General features: G+C 45.6%; 18 protein-coding genes, 1 pseudogene and 1 riboswitch. Of the genes and pseudogenes, 14 read left to right on the top strand and 5 right to left on the bottom strand.

Annotated features, from left to right (window positions below):
* The first annotated feature begins 7 nt into the window (after nucleotides 1-7).
* From AC3FZD_RS14875 to folE, 5 genes are all read left to right on the top strand, one after another.
* Nucleotides 8-1,033 carry a hypothetical protein gene (locus tag AC3FZD_RS14875; protein WP_488736780.1) on the top strand — a complete coding sequence of 342 codons (1,026 nt, stop codon included), beginning with the start codon at nucleotides 8-10 and terminating at the stop codon, nucleotides 1,031-1,033.
* Nucleotides 1,034-1,308: 275 nt separating this feature from the next.
* Nucleotides 1,309-2,004, top strand: a complete 696-nt coding sequence (locus AC3FZD_RS14870; RefSeq protein WP_488736779.1) for an aldehyde oxygenase (deformylating) — start codon at nucleotides 1,309-1,311, stop codon at nucleotides 2,002-2,004.
* A 145-nt stretch (nucleotides 2,005-2,149) separates the two neighbouring features.
* Complete coding sequence (locus AC3FZD_RS14865; RefSeq protein ID WP_488736778.1) at nucleotides 2,150-3,232, top strand: long-chain acyl-[acyl-carrier-protein] reductase; 1,083 nt, start codon at nucleotides 2,150-2,152, stop codon at nucleotides 3,230-3,232.
* 27 nt (nucleotides 3,233-3,259) lie between these two features.
* Nucleotides 3,260-4,240, top strand: a complete 981-nt coding sequence (accA, locus tag AC3FZD_RS14860; RefSeq protein WP_488736777.1) for an acetyl-CoA carboxylase carboxyl transferase subunit alpha — start codon at nucleotides 3,260-3,262, stop codon at nucleotides 4,238-4,240.
* Nucleotides 4,241-4,640: 400 nt separating this feature from the next.
* Nucleotides 4,641-5,357, top strand: coding sequence for a GTP cyclohydrolase I FolE (gene folE / locus AC3FZD_RS14855; protein ID WP_488736776.1), 717 nt, complete (start codon nucleotides 4,641-4,643; stop codon nucleotides 5,355-5,357).
* A 25-nt stretch (nucleotides 5,358-5,382) separates the two neighbouring features.
* Here folE and AC3FZD_RS14850 read toward each other — a convergent pair whose 3' ends face one another.
* Nucleotides 5,383-5,910 carry a hypothetical protein gene (locus AC3FZD_RS14850; protein ID WP_488736775.1) on the bottom strand — a complete coding sequence of 176 codons (528 nt, stop codon included), beginning with the start codon at nucleotides 5,908-5,910 and terminating at the stop codon, nucleotides 5,383-5,385.
* A gap of 11 nt (nucleotides 5,911-5,921) precedes the next feature.
* Entirely contained in the window at nucleotides 5,922-6,797 is an 876-nt protein-coding gene (locus AC3FZD_RS14845) for a calcium-binding protein (RefSeq protein ID WP_488740355.1), read from the bottom strand.
* 338 nt (nucleotides 6,798-7,135) lie between these two features.
* Here AC3FZD_RS14845 and hisF point away from each other — a divergent pair, with 338 nt between their 5' ends.
* The 6 genes and pseudogenes from hisF to AC3FZD_RS14815 all read left to right on the top strand — a co-directional run bounded on the left by hisF (nucleotide 7,136) and on the right by AC3FZD_RS14815 (nucleotide 11,761).
* Nucleotides 7,136-7,912: an imidazole glycerol phosphate synthase subunit HisF gene (gene hisF / locus AC3FZD_RS14840; protein ID WP_488736774.1), complete on the top strand. Its 777-nt coding sequence runs from the start codon at nucleotides 7,136-7,138 to the stop codon at nucleotides 7,910-7,912.
* 117 nt (nucleotides 7,913-8,029) lie between these two features.
* Nucleotides 8,030-8,215: pseudogene (locus tag AC3FZD_RS14835) on the top strand (hypothetical protein); the annotation flags it as partial.
* Between the two features lie 282 nt (nucleotides 8,216-8,497).
* Nucleotides 8,498-9,319 (top strand): response regulator, encoded by an 822-nt coding sequence (locus AC3FZD_RS14830; protein ID WP_488736773.1) that lies wholly within the window; start codon nucleotides 8,498-8,500, stop codon nucleotides 9,317-9,319.
* A gap of 49 nt (nucleotides 9,320-9,368) precedes the next feature.
* The gene (gene ubiE / locus AC3FZD_RS14825; protein WP_488736772.1) at nucleotides 9,369-10,061 is read left to right on the top strand and encodes a bifunctional demethylmenaquinone methyltransferase/2-methoxy-6-polyprenyl-1,4-benzoquinol methylase UbiE; all 693 of its coding nucleotides are present in this window, start codon (nucleotides 9,369-9,371) and stop codon (nucleotides 10,059-10,061) included.
* A gap of 8 nt (nucleotides 10,062-10,069) precedes the next feature.
* Entirely contained in the window at nucleotides 10,070-11,299 is a 1,230-nt protein-coding gene (locus AC3FZD_RS14820) for a DUF445 domain-containing protein (protein ID WP_488736771.1), read from the top strand.
* A 33-nt stretch (nucleotides 11,300-11,332) separates the two neighbouring features.
* Nucleotides 11,333-11,761 (top strand): allophanate hydrolase-related protein, encoded by a 429-nt coding sequence (locus AC3FZD_RS14815; protein WP_488736770.1) that lies wholly within the window; start codon nucleotides 11,333-11,335, stop codon nucleotides 11,759-11,761.
* A gap of 58 nt (nucleotides 11,762-11,819) precedes the next feature.
* Here AC3FZD_RS14815 and AC3FZD_RS14810 read toward each other — a convergent pair whose 3' ends face one another.
* Entirely contained in the window at nucleotides 11,820-13,157 is a 1,338-nt protein-coding gene (locus AC3FZD_RS14810) for an ArsB/NhaD family transporter (protein WP_488740354.1), read from the bottom strand.
* 104 nt (nucleotides 13,158-13,261) lie between these two features.
* Nucleotides 13,262-13,391: riboswitch (cyclic di-AMP (ydaO/yuaA leader) on the bottom strand.
* A gap of 266 nt (nucleotides 13,392-13,657) precedes the next feature.
* Between AC3FZD_RS14810 and AC3FZD_RS14805 the strand changes: the two genes are divergently transcribed.
* Complete coding sequence (locus AC3FZD_RS14805; RefSeq protein ID WP_488736769.1) at nucleotides 13,658-14,839, top strand: RtcB family protein; 1,182 nt, start codon at nucleotides 13,658-13,660, stop codon at nucleotides 14,837-14,839.
* 90 nt (nucleotides 14,840-14,929) lie between these two features.
* Here the strand turns inward: AC3FZD_RS14805 and AC3FZD_RS14800 are convergent, their stop codons facing one another.
* A complete protein-coding gene (locus AC3FZD_RS14800) occupies nucleotides 14,930-15,226 on the bottom strand; it encodes a DUF3288 family protein (RefSeq protein WP_488736768.1) in 297 nt (98 codons plus the stop codon).
* A 146-nt stretch (nucleotides 15,227-15,372) separates the two neighbouring features.
* On the opposite strand from AC3FZD_RS14800, the gene AC3FZD_RS14795 reads away from it, so the two are divergent.
* Nucleotides 15,373-15,996, top strand: a complete 624-nt coding sequence (locus tag AC3FZD_RS14795) for a hypothetical protein (RefSeq protein ID WP_488736767.1) — start codon at nucleotides 15,373-15,375, stop codon at nucleotides 15,994-15,996.
* 103 nt (nucleotides 15,997-16,099) lie between these two features.
* Nucleotides 16,100-17,914, top strand: a complete 1,815-nt coding sequence (locus AC3FZD_RS14790; RefSeq protein WP_488736766.1) for a peptidoglycan D,D-transpeptidase FtsI family protein — start codon at nucleotides 16,100-16,102, stop codon at nucleotides 17,912-17,914.
* Nucleotides 17,915-17,917: 3 nt separating this feature from the next.
* Here the strand turns inward: AC3FZD_RS14790 and AC3FZD_RS14785 are convergent, their stop codons facing one another.
* Nucleotides 17,918-18,928 carry a hypothetical protein gene (locus AC3FZD_RS14785; protein WP_488736765.1) on the bottom strand — a complete coding sequence of 337 codons (1,011 nt, stop codon included), beginning with the start codon at nucleotides 18,926-18,928 and terminating at the stop codon, nucleotides 17,918-17,920.
* Between the last annotated feature and the right edge of the window lie 45 nt (nucleotides 18,929-18,973).

The raw sequence follows: 18,973 nt of genomic DNA, 5'->3' as shown, positions 1-18,973 counted from the left end.
CCAGTTTATGGATCAGTCTGTCACCGACTTATTAGCCCTATGGGGCGAACAACCCCAACTTGAATTTAATTTACCCGATCCCGAAGATGACCAAATTCCTGATGGGGAATTTGTGCAACAACTGGATACGGCCTGGTTGGTTTGCGATCGCTTTGATTTGCAAACGGATATTTGGCGAGGTAGGATTTTACGGGCGATCCGCGATCGAGAAAAGAAAGGGGGAGATGGCCGCGGAACGGGGTTTATCAATTGGTTAAAATCCAAAGAAATTACGAAAAGCCAAGCCTATTCTTTAATTCAATTGGCCAATAGTGCGGATACTTTGGTCGATGAGGGAAAATTAGACCCGGAATCGGTGAATAATTTTAGTAAACGAGCTTTTGTGGAAACCGCAAAAGCACCACTAGAAGTGCAACAATTAGTCACAGATGCAGCCAGTCGCGGCGATCGCATTACCCGTCGAGAAGTGAAACAATTGGCCGATGAATGGATGGCTATGTCTTCGGATTTATTACCCAATGAAGTGAAAGAAAAAGCAGCCTCTGGAACGATGGCTGCCAAACATTTAGCACCTTTAGTCAAAGAATTAGGTAAACTGCCCGATACTCATCTACAAAGCATTCAAGAAGAGGTGGCCGCTAACCCGGATGTGGAAACTGTTAAACAAATGACATCTGAAGCCCGGAGTCTAGCCAAATACTTAGATGCAGCCGCCCAAGTACAAGTCCTGAGTCAATCCCCCGTAGATTTGGAGTTGGCCCTAGATGAGAGCTTGCGCTTAGGCTGTTTAAGTACGGCTTCAGAATTGCTCAAACAGGCCACCCAACTCGAACAAACCGTGGCTAAGTTATATTTAACCTGGAAACGGTTGGGAAATTTGGCCGATCGCCTCTATGTCGATACCGGAGCGAGTACCCCCCATTTGCGCTCCATGCTGAATCAACTTGGCCCCCTCACCAGCGAGATCCTAGAAGTGCCCCTACAAGAGGGCGATCGCTCCAGCATCCGCCTACAATGGCTATCAGATGTTTAGATCCGGTTCAGAGGACAAATGAATAGAGGATAATTTTACGCTATCATCAGATAAATCAATAAAATACCGATCGTTCATCCCAACTCCCCTAGGATAGGGGAATCGAGACTCAGAGCGCCATAGGCTCTCAAGCCTTCTCAAGTCAGAAGAGGATGAAAACGGGCAAGGGTTAAGTTACACTTAAACCTACCCAAACTCGTCAGTCCTCCCATCGGCAGAAAACATTTGCCATCCAATCAGGATTAACATCATCAATATTAGGAGATTACTCACCTATGCAGCAGCTTGCAGTTAGCACTGAAATCGACTATCAAAGCGAAACATACAAAGATGCCTATAGCCGGATCAATGCGATCGTCATTGAAGGGGAACAGGAAGCCTATGACAATTACATTAACTTGGCTAGTCTGCTGCCCGACAAAAAAGAAGAATTGACCACGCTGGCGAAAATGGAAAAACGCCACATGAAAGGCTTCCAAGCTTGTGGCGACAACTTGAAAGTGACTCCTGACATGGAGTTTGCCAAAAAATACTTCGATCAACTGCACCAAAACTTCCGGGATGCCCTAGCAGAAGGTAAAGTGGTGACCTGTCTGTTGATCCAATCTTTGATTATTGAGTGCTTCGCGATCGCCGCCTACCATATCTATATTCCCGTAGCTGACTCCTTCGCTCGCAAAATCACTGAAGGAGTTGTCAAAGACGAGTATACCCATCTCAACTTTGGCGAAGAATGGCTCAAAGCCCACTTTGAAGACTCCAAAGCCGAGCTGCAAGAAGCGAACAATCAAAATCTGCCCATCGTCTGGAAAATGCTCAACCAAGTGGAAAAGGATGCTGCCATTCTAGCCATGGATAAAGAATCCTTAATTGAAGACTTCATGATTGCCTACGGTCAAGCCCTCGGCAACATTGGATTTAGTACCGGCGAAATCATGCGAATGTCTGCCTATGGTCTACGGGCCTTGTAGGAAATCTAGAGTCTATAGCATTCTCTCCATAGAAAGCAACCCACCGGTCAGACCTAGCCATCTGATCGGTCTTTTTATACCCATTGTCAAAATCGCCCCATTCTCCATTACTCTAATAAGCAGACAGCTTAACTTAAGAACATCCATGTTTGGTCTGATCGGTCATCTTACAAGCTTAGAACATGCCCAATCCGTTGCTAGGAATTTGGGCTATCCAGAATATGCAGATCAGGGGTTAGATTTCTGGTGTTCTGCCCCCCCGCAAATCGTAGACAATATCAAAGTCACCAGTGTTACCGGACAAGTTATTGAAGGTAAGTATATTGAATCCTGTTTCCTGCCAGAAATGCTGGCCAATCGTCGGATTAAAGCGGCAATCCGCAAAATCCTCAATGCGATGGCCCATGCCCAGAAAAATAATATTGATACTACAGCTTTAGGTGGATTTTCCTCGATTATTTTTGAAGAATTTAATCTTCATGACAGTCCACGGGTTCGCGATGTGGACTTAGACTTTCAACGATTTACCACAGGCAATACCCATACCGCTTATATAATTTGCCAACAGGTCGAGCAGGTTACGGCTCAGTTGGGCATCGATCTATCCCAAGCAACAATCGCTGTTTGTGGCGCAACTGGGGATATTGGCAGTGCAGTCTGCCGATGGCTGAATCAGAAAACGGATGTGGCCGATTTATTATTAGTCGCTCGCAATCAAGACCGCTTGATTGCCCTACAATCGGAACTGGGACGAGGAAATATATTGGCTCTAGAAGAAGCCCTTCCCCTAGCCGATGTGGTGGTTTGGGTGGCCAGTATGCCCAAGGGAGTAGAAATCGATCCATCCACATTGAAACATCCCTGTTTAATGATTGATGGGGGATATCCGAAGAATTTGGGCACGAAACTGCAAGATACAGGAATCTATGTCCTCAATGGTGGCATTGTGGAGCATTCCCTAGATATTGAGTGGACAATCATGAATATTGTGCAAATGGATGTGCCCGAACGCCAACTATTTGCTTGTTTTGCTGAAGCTATGCTTCTAGAGTTTGAGCAGTGGTATGAGAGTTTTTCTTGGGGCCGGAATCAAATTACGGTAGAAAAAATGGAAAAAATTGGCAGATCCTCACGCAAACATGGATTTCGTCCCCTGTTATTACCCAAAGACCTGAACTTAGGGTTGAGTAGAGAGGGCCAGAATCCGATAAAATTGGAAGCGGGTTGAAAAAAATGTAATTCCCCTTTATTGATTGTGAATACCTCTGAACGTAAACCCCTACTCCTGGATTTTGAAAAGCCCCTGTTTGAGCTAGAAAACCGAATTGAACAAATTCGGGAATTGGCTAAAGAAAATAGTGTGGATGTCTCAGATCAAATTCAGCAGTTGGAAGGACGCGCCATTCAACTGCGACAGGAGATTTTTACTAATTTGTCTCCCGGACAGCGACTGCAATTGGCTCGCCATCCTCGCCGTCCCTCGACGTTGGATTATATCCAGTCGATTAGTGAGGAGTGGATCGAGTTGCATGGAGATCGCTGTGGAGGCGACGATCCGGCCTTGGTCGGCGGTATAGGTCGTATTCAGGGACGGCCTGTCGTCATGCTCGGCCATCAAAAGGGCCGGGATACCAAAGATAATGTAGCCCGTAATTTTGGCATGGCTTCACCGGGAGGATATCGGAAGGCGATGCGCCTGATGAATCATGCAAATCGCTTTCAGATGCCCATTCTCACTTTTATTGATACTCCCGGAGCTTGGGCTGGACTGCAAGCAGAGGAGCTAGGGCAAGGAGAGGCGATCGCCTATAATTTGCGGGAAATGTTTCGCCTCGATGTTCCCATCATTTGTACCGTCATTGGCGAAGGGGGATCGGGGGGAGCCTTGGGTATCGGTGTGGGCGATCGCCTGCTGATGTTTGAACATGCGGTCTATACCGTCGCTACCCCAGAAGCCTGTGCAGCCATTCTCTGGAAAGATGCTAAAAAAGCGCCCCAAGCAGCAGAAGCCTTGAAAATTACCGCCGAAGACCTAAAACAGTTGGGTATTTTAGATGACTTATTACCCGAACCCCTCGGTGGCGCTCATAGCGATCCCCTAAAAGCTTCTAATATCCTTAAAACCGCTATCCTCCGTCATCTGTCTGAACTCGATACCCTATCCCCTAAACAACGTCGAGACCTCCGATATCAGAAGTTTAGACATATTGGAGTCTTTTTAGAAGCCAGCGCCTAGGCTCTGGGTTTGTGTTAACGGAAGTGATCGGAGTTATAATGGCTTCTAGTAACAATTATTTACATTTCCCTCATTACCGATTTGAGTTTTGCCGATCGGAAACTGACATTGGCTGTCCCAGCTCACTTCGGCTTTATTCCAATCGATCCCAAACCTAGCCCCAGTATCCGGCGACAAAGCATCTCTAGTCATGTGAACCCTAGATCCTTTAGATCCCATAGATCCGATCGCTCCAAAACGATCTCAAACCCCATTGCTTCCTCCCTCAGTAGCGATCGAGGCATGGAACAATACCCCAGTCCAGCAGCTCGGCTTAAGTCCCTCTGGCTCCCTCTTAAAGCAGGCAAAATGATGTCTGTCTTGCTCACCCACCTGAAATGAAAAGAGAGTTTTTCATCTTATGACTATTGCTTCCTCTAATGGTTCTCCTTCCATGAGTTATTCTGCGGATAAGAATACAAAGGAACATCAACCGCTATCGAGCCGGCCCGATCGCACGACGACCCATGGTATGGAATCGAAAATCTGCCATCCTACCTCTGAAGTCAGCAATGAAGCCTTAATGGATTCTGTGCGGACAATGTTAGCCGAACTTGGCGAAGATCCAGAGCGGGAAGGGTTGCTCAAAACCCCCAAACGAGTAGCAGAAGCCATGCGTTTCCTCACCAATGGCTACCATCAATCCTTGGAAGAGCTGGTAAATGGAGCCATTTTTGATGAAGGTCATGATGAAATGGTACTGGTGCGCGATATTAACCTGTTTAGCTTGTGCGAACACCACATGCTGCCATTTATGGGTAAGGCCCATGTGGCCTATATTCCCAATCAAAAGGTAGTGGGTTTAAGTAAATTAGCACGGATTGTGGAAATGTATTCCCGTCGCTTGCAAGTGCAAGAGCGTCTGACTCGCCAAGTTGCTGAAGCGATCCAAGAAATTCTTGACCCTCAAGGGGTTGCAGTAGTAGTCGAGGCCAATCATATGTGTATGGTGATGCGCGGTGTCCAAAAACCCGGCTCTTGGACGGTGACTAGCTCCATGGTAGGTGTGTTTAAGGAAGACCAAAAAACCCGTGAGGAATTTTTAAACTTAATCCGTCATCAACCCAGTTTCTTCTAAGAGAAACATTAAGGCAGGATGGCAGTTATCGGGCGGGATAAAACCGTTGATCTCGACCCAAATGCCATCCTTGCAGTTTACCGGCTCGCCACTGTTGGAAAAGTTCTGCGGTAGAGAGACCTAATTTTTCCGCTAAAATATCCGGCAAAATACCTTGGGGTCGAGGTGGGACTGGGGATTGGGTTTGTCGTTGACTTTTTTGGACTTGAGCTAGTTGTAGCTCCAACTCCTGGGCATACTCTTGAGATTGGGTTAGGGCTTGTCGCAACATTCCGATTTGGGTTTGCTGTTGAACCAGGATTTGGCGCACCTGAGCGAGTTCCGTTTGTAGCTCCTGTTGGTGCGTCTCTAAGGTGTCTAGATTGTGTTGATACTGGATCAGTTCTTGCTGGAGTAGGGTTTTCTGGCGATCGCTAATTTCTAAGGATTGATGTAAATAATCATTTTCCCGCTTCAAGAGATCCTCTTTGTCCCTACCTTGAGGATCTTGATACATCTGAAGCAATTGATTAAGTTTATCCTCAATTTGGCTCATTCTCTCTTCTAGGCTCAACTCATCACTCCTCACTGATTACTCTGATTAGGAATTTTCACTTCTTTACCAATAAGGCTTAAAAAACTCATGCCAAAATGCTGAATTTCTAGAAAACTGGCATTTTGCGGTGCAGGTTTGTAGATGCGGAAGGTTTTCATAATCCCTAAAGTAGCTGCACTTTCTAGGGGGCCGATAAAGCGGGTATCCCGATCCAGAAAATGGGGCTGATTCACCCAATAATCCATCTGCGCTCCGTTGAGAAAATAACAACCGGAGTGGGGATTGAGGGGACGCTTTAAAATAACAGGGCATTCCATCACTTTTCCGGTCAGTTGGGCATGTTCTTCTAGGTTTTGAAAGGGTTGAGTAACATGGGGTTTCAGGTCGCCATCGATGTAAGCTTTGCGGAATGTGCCACCGATGGCGCTTTCGTAGCGGTTGGGTTGCAGAAGGTTGCGATCGCCTGTCATCCGATTAAACCACATCAGTTTAATAAAAAACCAAGGGTCAGATAAAATCAAGTCATCTTCTAGAAAGCAGTAGTAATCATAACAGCCCAGGTTATCTCGTAATACCCCTTGACATTCAAAACCCAGAAACAGGGGTTCGCATTGGGTTGCCATATGGTAGTAAGAGTCTTGGGGAATGGGCAGTTCCTTGAGCAGGTGATGTTCCCCAGTGGTACAAATAACGATATCAATATGATTGATGTATTGTTGATTACTGGGTACGACCACCCGTTGACCAATATCAATCATGCATTGGAATTGACTATAGAGTTGATAAATCGCCCCCAGACTTGAGGTTAGGGCTTGTATCCGAGGTTGGGGGTTTGGACGTTGGGAGGCGTGTCGTTGAGACCCTTGGGGGTTATAAAAGTGGGGGATGGTAAAGAGAAGACGCATATAGCAAGTCATTTACAGCAATACCAATATTTTGTCATTGGGAGGGAAGGCAAACAATAGGTTCATGTACTGAGTATAACATTTGATGCATAAAATCAGTATAGATAATCACAGTTTTGCCTTATAATCAAAATTATCCCCCAACTTAATTATCTAGTATTTTTATGAAAAACAATTTATTGACTCCCTGGATAATTCTCTTGTCCATTAGCGTCAGTTTAGTGAGTTGTCAATCCAATACAAAAACTTCATCTGTTTCAGAAAATTCTCTTAGTTCTAGCCATTGTGGACTATCATGATGGGGTAATAACTAATAAGTAATAATTAAGAGGATAGAGATGGTTGCTAAACGGATTTTACCCTGTCTAGATGTGAGGGCAGGGCGAGTAGTGAAGGGGATTAATTTTGTTAATCTTCAGGATGCTGGCGACCCCGTAGAGTTGGCTTCGGTTTATAATGACGCGGGGGCGGATGAGTTGGTGTTTCTGGATATTACAGCCACTCATGAAGACCGGGATATTATTCTGGATGTGGTTTACCGCACAGCCGAGCAGGTGTTTATTCCTCTGACGGTGGGTGGAGGGATTCAATCCTTAGAAATGATTAAAAATTTGTTAAGGGCTGGAGCGGATAAGGTGAGTATTAACTCATCGGCAGTCCGAGACCCGGATTTGGTGAATCGGGCCAGCGATCGCTTTGGAAATCAGTGTATTGTTGTCGCTATTGATGCGAAACGACGCAGCAACCCAGAGAATCCAGGATGGGATGTTTATGTGCGCGGGGGACGAGAGAATACCGGACTCGATGCTCTCTCCTGGGCTAAGGATGTGGCTGCTCGTGGAGCGGGAGAAATCCTGCTCACCAGCATGGATGCTGATGGCACTCAAGCGGGCTACGATCTGGAACTAACCCGCACGATTGCTGAATCGGTGGAAATTCCGGTAATTGCTTCCGGTGGGGCGGGAACCTGCGAACATATCCATGAAGCGTTAACTGAAGGAAAGGCTGAAGCAGCCCTTTTGGCCTCTTTACTGCACTATGGGCAATTGTCGGTAGCTCAAATTAAGGCGCATTTGGCCAGCCAAGGTTTGAAAATTCGACAACCGGTGACGTGATATCCATCACATGATGTTCCGCAAGAACAGATTTCTAGGAGAATTTAAGAATTTAACCGCGACAGTCCTGCAATAACTTGTTACAATACAGGAATTGTTACATTTCTTAAACGAGCAATGATCATTATTCTCATAATTGTCATTGCCTTAGTAGCCTGGTCTTTACATCTGATGGAATCGGCGATTCATACGCGAGAATTCTCTCTGATGTTAGCTGGGGTTCTAGTGGCAGGGGCTGCGGTAGCCATGGTAGCGGTTTATTTTCTCATGGGCCATTACGTCGGCTATTTGAGTGAAACAGCTCGGCTCGACGATCAGGCCATCGAAGAACCCCGCGAAGTCCTCAGTTGGCTGGTGGAGTTCGATGAAGCTCAACAAACTTCGGGGGCAGGTAGAGCGATTGGTAGATACCCCAACCTAGGGGATCTCTCAACTCAGTGATCCAGACCTTCTGCACATCCCATGGTGCAGTTGGAGAACCACCCAAAAGCCATTATGATTAAAAATGACCGGTTGCTAAGAGCTGGTCTCACATTGCCCACAAGTTCCCAAATTATGAGTATGAGCCGACGGAAAAAGCCAAAAATGCTCGTTGTAGATGACGAACCGGATAATTTGGACTTGCTTTACCGAACGTTTCGGCGCGAATTTCAGGTCTCGAAAGCTGAAAGTGGAGCTGAAGCGCTCAAGGTTTTAGCCGCAGAAGGGGAAGTGGCGGTCATTATCTCTGACCAAAGAATGCCCCAAATGAAGGGTACAGAGTTCCTCAGTCAGACAGTAGAACAATATCCGAATACCATGCGGATTATTCTAACTGGGTTTACGGATGTGGAAGACCTGGTAGAAGCGATCAATTCGGGCCAGGTCTATAAATATATTACGAAGCCTTGGGACCCGACAGAATTAAAGGCTGTGGTCGATCGAGCGACTCAAACCTATGAGCTGCTCAAACAGCGCACGGAAGAGTTGGAAGCTTGTCAAGCTCAAACCCTGCTGCTTTCGACTTTAGTGAAGTTAACCCAGGAGCCTCAAGAATTAGAGATCGCTTTAGGGGCGATCGCCGAAGTGTTTGCCCAAGCGTTTGAAACCCAATGTTGTATTCTGCATCTGGTTCAAGAGGGTGCATTAAGTTCCCCTGTAGGTCACTATAGCAGTACCGATAACCCGATTGACTTAAGTACCGATGCCTCAACTCAAGAGGCCCTATCCTCGGCTACCCCCCAATATTCACAACGGGTGGATGGCCCGATCCAGGAACATCTGGCTATTCCCATTCTCTATCAGCAAAAACTCTTAGCACTGCTTTCCCTACAGTGGACGCAAGCCTATAACCTGAGTGAGGAAGAACAAGCTTCCATTCAGACCTCTGCCCAACTGGTGGGTTTACTGATTGCGGCTATGGGTTAGATGGGGGAATGGGGGATAAAAACCCAAGCGATTACCCATTACTTAGATAATGACTCAAACTCAGGTTCAAGATATTTTTAATCGCATTGCTCCAGTTTACGATCGCCTGAACGACTGGCTCAGTTTCGGACAACACCGGGTTTGGAAACAGATGACCGTTCAATGGAGTGGGGCAAAACCCGGCTCAGTGGCGATCGATCTATGCTGCGGCAGTGGGGATATCACCCGGTTATTGGCTCGACAAGTGGGGCCGAGTGGTCAGGTTTATGGGGTGGACTTTTGTGAGAATTTGTTGGCGATCGCCAAACAGCACTATACCTGGACACCCATCCACTGGATCAACGCCGATGTCCTCCATCTACCCTTCCCCGACAACACCTTTAACACTGCCACCATGGGCTATGGACTCCGCAACGTCTCCAGCATCCCCCAAGCCCTACAAGAACTCCATCGCGTCCTCAAACCCGGCGCAACTGCTGCCATCCTCGACTTCCATCGCCCCAGCCAACCCTTGCTCCAACAGTTCCAAAACTGGTATCTCGATCGCGTCGTCGTTCCCTACGCCCAACAGCAAGGACTCAGCGAAGAATACGCCTACATTATCCCCAGTCTCCAGCGCTTTCCCCTCGGCCCAGAACAAGCGAACCTCGCCTATCAAGCTGGATTTGCTCATGCCGTTCATTATCCGATCGCAAGCGGTATGATGGGAGTATTGGTCGCTACCAAATCTGTTGATTCCTAGTCCTAGCCTTGCGTTTCTTAGATCTTTGGATATACATCACCCCACCCATTGCCGGTGGCATTATTGGCTATTTCACCAATGATTTAGCCATCAAAATGCTCTTTCGCCCCTATCGAGCCATCTATATCGGCAAACAGAAGCTGCCCTTTACTCCCGGCTTAATTCCCAGCAACCAAGAACGGTTAGCCCAAAGAATTGCCGATACCATCATGGGATCTTTGCTCACTCCCACAGAACTGCAAAATTTAGCCCGTCGCTTATTACAAACCGAGCGCACCCAAGCGGCTATCCTCTGGTTACTCCAATTAGCCCTAAAGCAGCTCCAGGCAGATAAGGAACAAAAAACCATTAAAATCTTAGCCGGTATCCTCAAAGATTTACTCGGCCAGTCCCTGCCGCGCTTAATTCGGGTGTTAGCTCGGCGAGAAGATTTCCTCGAAGATCAAATTAACCATATCTTCGATCAAGTGCTATTGGATTTCAGTTTAACTGAAGTTCAGGCGCGATCGCTCTCTGAATGGCTCTTTCATGTCGTCCTTCCCCCCAACACCATTCGCCAAGCCCTCATTGACTTTCTCACCGACTATAATATCCAAATCATTGATGAAGGCTTTCGGGAAAAAACCAGCGGCACATACTGGGTAGTCGCCAACCTCCTAGGGGTAAAAAACTCTTTACATCGTCTTCGCAACTATTGTTTAGACGAACGGGAAGAAGCCAACCAAAAAATCCAAGAACTCATCGATGCCTTAGCCCTAAAGCGCAAAACCAAACAATGGTTACAAACCCTTTCCCTACAAAATTTACCCGTCCTCACCGTGCGACAACTGCGGAAAAATATTCGCCAGAGCGTGAGAGTTTATTTACAAGAACGGGGTGCAGACCTAATTCAAGGTTTAGGCAACTCCATTAACTGGGAAAACATCGCTGCTCTGGTTTTAAATCGGCTGCAAAATTCCCCTATTATGCAATCCTCCTTAGAAATTGTCAGCCAAGAACTCGCCCTTGTCCTAGACCGTTACCTAGAAAAAGACCTAGAACTGATTGTTTCCCAAGTTATTCCTATCTTAGACATCGATCAGGTGATTATCGATCGCGTCAATGCCACCTCCCCCGCTAACCTAGAAATGGCGATCAATGGCATTGTTCGCAGTGAATTACAAGCCATTGTGAACTTAGGTGGTGTATTAGGAGTCATTGTCGGCTGTTTACAAGTGAGTTTCTTATTGTTAAAATAAGAGATTAAAAAATATTCAAATATCCCTTGACCTATGGAAGAAACTAAACAATTCTTTATCTGTGGTTCCGCCCTAACTGGACAACCCGATCATAAAAATCTGCAAGGGGCAACCTTAGTTTGTGCCACCCAAACCTTAGCCCTCTATCGCCTCCATTCCGTTAACGATATGCATCCAGGTATTTATGAAGTCGATCGAGGGGGAATTTCTATTCCTGGAGAAGTCTATGAACTCACCCTTGAGCAATATAATAATCTCATGGCCAATGAACCGCCAGGATTATATGAAGGGAAAATTAAACTCAAAGATGGATCGGAAGTTTCCGCCATGCTTTACCCTCAAGAATTGATTGAAATAAATCGCTGGCCAGATATTTCTGAATATGGCGGATGGGCAGCTTATCAACAGCATCTGTTAGAACCTTGTGCTACTTACCATTCAAAAAGAATAGAGGAGAAGTGAAAAGTTACAATTTCAATGAAATGTTACTATTTCCTCTAGCCTCTATTTTGCTATTTTCCTATGACAATAATCCCGCAATAAAGATCGCAGAAATGATTAATTGCACTGCCATCATAGGCAAACCGTAGCGCAGAAAGGTATGAAAAGAAATCTCCCGACCATGTTGTTCGGAAATACCCGCAGCAATAATATTAGAAGCAGCCCCCACCAAAGTGCCATTGCCCCCTAAAGTTGCCCCAAACATCATGGCATAAAATAAGGGTAAAACTTCGGGAGGAAAATTCCCAGAAAAGTTGGGATCGAGGACTTCTGGCCCGACCATGCCAATATTGACGATATATTGTTTCAGCAGGGGAACCATTGCCACCACTAGGGGAATATTGGGAATTACACTAGATAATATCCCGACTATAAACACGAGCATTAATGAACCGATCGCGATATTATTCCCAATCACAGCCGCTAAAAGTTTAGCCAGTTGACTGGTGACTCCGGTTTTTTCTAATCCACCAATTAAGACAAGGGTGGACATGAAAAATATTAGGGTACTCCAGTCTACATCTCGGAGGATATTATGCACTGTGTCAATTTTAGTTTGATGGGCTAATAGTAGGGCTAAACTCGCACCTAATAGGGCAACGGATGCGGGGTCAATGGGAATGGGTAAAGTTTCTCCAATGACAAAGAAAGTTAAAACGATACCCATAATCACTCCGCCTAACATTAATACTTTGGGATGATTAATTTTCGGATGGGGTAAGTCTTCTAAGTGTTCAAATTTTGTGTTCCAGATTTTCCGAAATAGGAAAGGGGCGATCGCCAATACGGACAAAATTGCTAGTAGTCCACCAAAACTAAGTTTGACTAAATATTGATTAAAGCTCATATTAATCGAACTGCCGACAATAAATGTTGCTGGGTCGCCCACCAAGGTCAGTAAACCAGCACTATTGGCGACAAAGACCATTAAGATGAGTAATGGCACAAAATCCACCCCAATTTCTTGAGCCATTGGCGGAATTAAAGGGGCTAATAACATCACCGTTGTAGCATTGGGTAAAACTGCACAAATGGGGGTAGTAATGCCGATGATTGCGAGTAATAAAACCTTGCCACTGCCTTTTGCAATCATTACCATTTGAGTGGCGATATATTCAAAGACTTTCGTGGGTTCAAACGCCCTAACCAAGACCATGACCCCAAAAAAAAGTGCTAGGGTTGCATAGCTTTGATTGATATAAGTCATTGCTTCTTTCAGGGTCATTACATGGGCAAATACCAAAATTAATGCTCCCAATAAAGCGGCCACTGTCAGATGAAGTTTTTCTGACATAATAATCCCAATGACCCCCACAAAAGTGGCGACGGATATAACCGCCGGTAAATTCATTTCCATGATAAATTGACTCCAATTCAATCCAGTTGAATAGGTTTACAGCGTCGTCATTATTTACTGAGTCACTGAATGAAGTCAAAACATTTGTTTAAATGCTGATTCACCAGTCCTCTCTCAATGCCGACGGGGTTAGCTGACGGGCTAGAAATGAGAGTTTTTCTTCTCTAATGATTAGAAATAAGCCCCAAATTTGGTTCCCCCGTTTCCTAGGTTTTAATTACACATTTTTAAAGACTAGGAACTAGGCTGACTTGTTCTGTTTACTTAGTTGGCCACTGTAGCACAAGAAAATTGGTTTTTCAAGATAACTTAACTACAATTATGGGTGGGCTTTTCGGGAAATTTACCAAGACAGGCAAGATTTTGCCCATTCAAGCACATCCAAGCACATAGTAAATTTATTAAGTAGCAGCCCTAGGAATTGACAGATGACTTTTTTGTATTATACTGTAGTATAAACAAATATCTGCCCCAATGCTGGACATGAGAGGATAATTCCCATGCCTTATGAACATCTGCAATTTGCCCAAGCCAAACCCGTACTCTCTTGGGCAAACCACCCCCTAGCCCACGACGAAACTCGCATGGCAAAAAATGTGGCTTCCTTGCCCTTTGTCTTCAAGCATGTGGCCTTAATGCCAGATGTTCATTTAGGCAAAGGAGCCTTAGTTGGCTCCGTCATTGCCACCAAAGAAGCCATTATTCCCGCCGCCGTAGGTGTGGATATTGGCTGCGGTATGGCAGCCGTTAAAACCCCATTTATGGCCGATAAACTTGATGGGAAACTGAAAAAAATTCGCCAAGACATTGAAGCGGCAATTCCCGTAGGCTTCAATGATAATAAAGACATCGAGAAAACAGTCACCAACTGGCAAGGATGGCAAGACTTTAAGAATTTACATAAAGGGGTGCAAAACTTAGAGGGTAAAGCCATCAAACAAATGGGATCTTTAGGCGGTGGCAATCATTTTATTGAAGTTTGCCTAGATGCAGAAGAGCAAGTTTGGCTCATGCTCCATTCGGGTTCTCGGAATATTGGCAATCGCTTGGCCCAAAATCATATTAATACAGCGAAGAATTTAGCCAAATTAGCTGAAAGCTCCTTACCCGATCCCGATTTATCCTATTTTGTCACGGGTACTCCTGAATTTAGAGCCTATTGGCACGATCTACAATGGGCCCAAAGGTATGCTCGGTTTAATCGCGATGTAATGATGGCCAGATTGAAGCGAATTATCGAGAAACACCTCGCCGGAGGTAAACCGATGAAGCCTCTATTAGAGGTGAATTGTCATCATAATTATGCCGAACAAGAAACCCATTTCGGTGAATCCGTTTATGTTACCCGTAAAGGTGCAGTTCGAGCGCAAGAAAATGATTATGGCATTATTCCCGGTTCCATGGGCGCTAAATCCTATATTGTCAAAGGGAAAGGCCATGTAGATAGTTATTGCTCTTGTTCTCATGGTGCAGGGAGATTAATGTCTAGAACTAAGGCTAAAAAAGCCTATACCCTCGATGATTTAATTGCTCAAACCGAGGGGATTGAGTGCCGCAAAGATGCCGGAGTTTTAGATGAAATTCCAGGAGCCTATAAGCCCATTGAGGAAGTCATGAAAAATCAGTCGGACTTAGTGGAAGTGGTGGCCACTCTTAAGCAAGTGGTTTGTGTGAAAGGGTAAGGGTTTTGTCGGGGCGAAAAATTTTTCACCCCGACTTCTGCTTTGAACCTCTGCGAAATACCCAACCCATTGTTCTATATTGATAGACTATTAACTCCAATCCTCCTGTTGGTTGCTTCCTCGTTTATAGACTAATCCTTGAGCATGAATGGCACGGGTTCGTTCAAATAAAGCTTCTTCGCTCAAGTTCCACTGTTGCAAGGCGAGGTTTAAATCCTGTTGTAGCTCTCTTGCACCTGGAAAGCCTTGGTAACGAATTCTCAGACGCGCTAATTCCACTAAATGAAAATCTGTCGGTTCCCCAGAATGTCGAAGCAATTGATCCACAATGAGGCGATCGCGATCCTCGCGGGGATGTTTTTGATCCTTTCCCGATTCCTGCTCCATAGTGCCCTATCTTCAATCCATATCCATCTGTAAAAGGGAGACAATCCTATCCCATTTCACCCATAATATGACTAAATATCACTCTTAACTGAGATACGGAGCCTGATCGCTCCTGATTGTTCAACACTCCCAAAGTCATTGAATTCATGGTTGCTCTTAAATCCTTTCCCCAGCCCGACTCTCGTCGCCGACCCCGTTTACATAACCCCAATCGTTCTAGACTGCGATTAGTGTCTTCCCAGCCCCAAGGAGGGAGAATAACTCCATCTTCGTCAAGGCAAACTACTCCCGTACTGCCTTCACAGATAGACCCCAAAGACCGCCGACGGATGGTCGATAAGACCACTTCAGTTGAGGGATTAACCCAATCAGGAACGGTAAAGCGCTTAGATCCTCAGCGTAATAGTTTACCTAAGAGTGTACTAGCTCTACAGGCGATTGAAAAAGTCATCTTTGTTTGTACCCTAGGTTTAGGTACGGCGACCATTGGGATCTATAGCCTCACCGTTCAAAGTCAACAAGAATGGATAGAAAAATATAATCATCTACAAACCTTAGAACGTTATGAGCGTCAGTTAGTCACTGCCAGTGAAATCTTAAAAAACCGCATGGCCTCCCAAGCTGAAACTCCAGCAACGGGTTTAGTGCCTCAAAATCCAGAAACCACGATTTTCCTTGATCCGGTTCAACAACGCCAAGTCCCTGGGAGTTCTGAGTCTTTACCCCATTTAGCCCCAGACCCTTTATCTTCAAGACCTTTGGGATATTAAGGTTCTAAGAGCGAATCTCTGAAAGCAGAGAAGGTCAGCCAATTTTGCCTACCTTCTCTTTCTCCTCAACCCTATTCTTAATTGAGTTTCTCTAGCAGCGATTATGACCTCAACCTCTCGGCCGAGCAAACATAGGAGTAAAGCGAAAATATTCTCTTCTGGTTCGGCTTCCAGAAGTCCTAGGAGAAAAATAGCACCTGTTCCTCAGATGCGATCGGTAGTGATTTGGGGATTGCTTATTTTGGGTTTATTGGGATTAAGCCTAAAATTATTAACTTTACAGGTTATTCAGAGTTCCGAGTTGCGCCAAAAAGCACAACTTCAACAGAAAAGTCGAGAACAGAAGGCTACCCCCCGCCGTTCTATTGTCGATCGCCAAGGACACTTTTTGGCCGTGGATCAACCCCGATTCACCTTGTATGCCCATCCCATGATGTTTAAGAAACCTGCCCCAGAGATTGCCAGTCAAGTTTCTCCGATTTTGGGGATACCCATTAATCAACTCATGCAACGCTTTTCTGAAGGCCCCACAGGGATTCAAATTCAGTATAGTGTGCCCGAAGATGCTGCCCGGCGAATTCAACACTTATCTTTAGATGGCTTAGAGTTAACTGCTTATCAAGAGCGGATTTATCCCCAGGAAGATTTGGTATCGGAAGTGGTGGGATATGTCAATATGGAGCGGGTGGGCCAATCTGGAGTAGAAACTGCCTATGAAAATATACTAGAGCGCTCTAGTCAATTGGTCGAAGTAACCCGTACTGGACAAGGAGATATTTTACCCAACCAAGGATCTTCTGCCCTCTTTAATACGGATGCCTTGCAATTGCAATTAACCCTGGATACTCGCCTACAAAGGGTTGCACGCTTGGCCCTTTCGGAGAATATGAAAAAGTATAATGCCAAGCGAGGCACAGTGATTGTGATGAATGCATCCGATGGCTCGATCTTGGCCATGGTTCAATATCCGTCTTTTGATGCCAATACCTATTGGAAAGCAGATTTAGGTCTGTTAAAAAATTGGGCAATTACGGACTTATATGAACCGGGTTCAACGTTTAAGCCGATTAATGTGGCGATCGCCTTAGAAACCGATTCTGTTAAACCCAACGATCAATTTAATGATGAAGGACAGATTTATATCGGTGAATGGCCCATTCAAAATTATGACTTTGATTTTAATGGGGGCCGAGGATTATCAAGTCTGACCGATATTGTCAAATATTCCAGTAATGTCGGTATGGTCAGAGTCGTCCAGCAGATAAAACCTGACGTATTTTATGACTGGCTGGAAAATTTAGGGCTTTCGAGTACAACGGGGATTGATTTACCAGGGGAAACCGCTAGTTATCTCAAACCCAAAGAACAATTTGTCAATGCAGCCATTGAACCGGCTGTAGTCGCCTTTGGCCAAGGACTATCCTTAACTCCCCTGAAACTAGCCCAACTCCATGCTACTTTAGCCAATGGCGGATTTTTAGTGACTCCCCATGTGGTTCATGGACTCAGAGATGTGCAAGGACACTTGCACTATACACCCACGATTGAACCTCCCCGCCGAGTGTTTTCTCAAGAGACCAGCGAAGCGGTTTTAGCCATGATGGAAGCCGTGGTTGATGGGGGGAGTGGAAAGGCGGCTCATATTCCCCACTATAAGGTAGGCGGTAAGACGGGAACTGCTCAGAAAGCTTCTGCCAGTGGTGGCTATTATGAGTCGGCCAAAATTACCAGTTTTGTTGGTATTTTGCCAGATGGCCCCTATGTCGTCGTCGCGGTGGTTGATGAACCGAAAGGAGGAGGAGCTTTTGGGGGTACGGTATCCGCTCCGATTGTGAAATCCGTCATGGAAGCGTTGATTACCATGGAAAAAATTCCCCCTTCCTCTGATCCAGCCGCAAGTCAGGAGGCTTCCCAGTAGCGACTAACCGCGAAAAGCCCTCGTCCACCGAGTCATCCGCCAAATCAGGCTAAACCCGAATACACCCCAAATTCCTCCCAACAGTCCGAGGGGAGGGTTATTAGGTAACTTAGGAATTTCAGGGGCACTGAGGAAAGGGATGGATGAGGAGACGTTTAAATTCATCGATCTTTGGTTTCCTAGGGTGAGGGTTGGCTCCCTTGTCAGTTTGGGTTGGAAGTCACTTTGAGTGATACTGAGAGCAAGGTTAAAACTGAAGAGGGTTAAGACTGCATAGAAACTGGCTAATCCTAACGATCCCCAAGAAAGGCAGCGTAACCAATAGAGGTGCATTCGGGAAACATAGCCTTGTTGACGGTAAAAGACAAGGATGAGTCCAAGAAGAGGCATCCAGACGATATCGATTAAGTGATGGGCTAGAGCTAGGCGATTTGAGGTAGAACTGGGATCGAAGTGGATCAGGTATTCTAACGCTTTGAATAGGGTGAGCAGAAGTAAGGCATATCCTCCCCATTGCAGTAATTCATAGGATTTTTCTTCAACACGACTGGATAGGTAGAGTCCATCCCGTGAGTTAGGGAAGGCTTGTGAGGCGCGGCTTTCTGAGTCCATGGGTAGGGTGTGATAATGGTTTTCTAGTTCTGTCAGTAGGGTTTTGGTTTCACTGTATTGGGGAAGATGGGAATTTTGGGAAAATAGGTTGAGGGCAACTTGGTAACTGGCGATCGCAATTTGACAATAGAGGCGATGATCCCCTTGGGGACAAGAGGCAATCAGTTCCGCAAAACGACAAAGGGTTTGGGCTAAACTGATGACAGTCGTAGATTTAGAGGTTTGGCCTTTTTCGGTTGCCCAGGTGGTTAATTCTTCGGCAAACTGGGCATTAAGTAAGCTGGCGTTTTGTTCTAGCAGGGGGTAGATGACTTGGCGATCGCCTGGATTGTTATGAATCGCTTTGAGCAGTTGACGCAAGAGGGACTGTTGCTTTTGGGAAAGGCTATCGGTTTTCATCATCACCAAAGAAGAATGGGAGAGACTATAGAGGACTTCAAAATCACA

This window comes from Roseofilum sp. KMC-1, assembly GCF_057802075.1.
The sequence above is the reverse complement of the archived record's forward strand: the minus strand, read 5'-3'. Positions and strand labels throughout refer to the sequence as shown.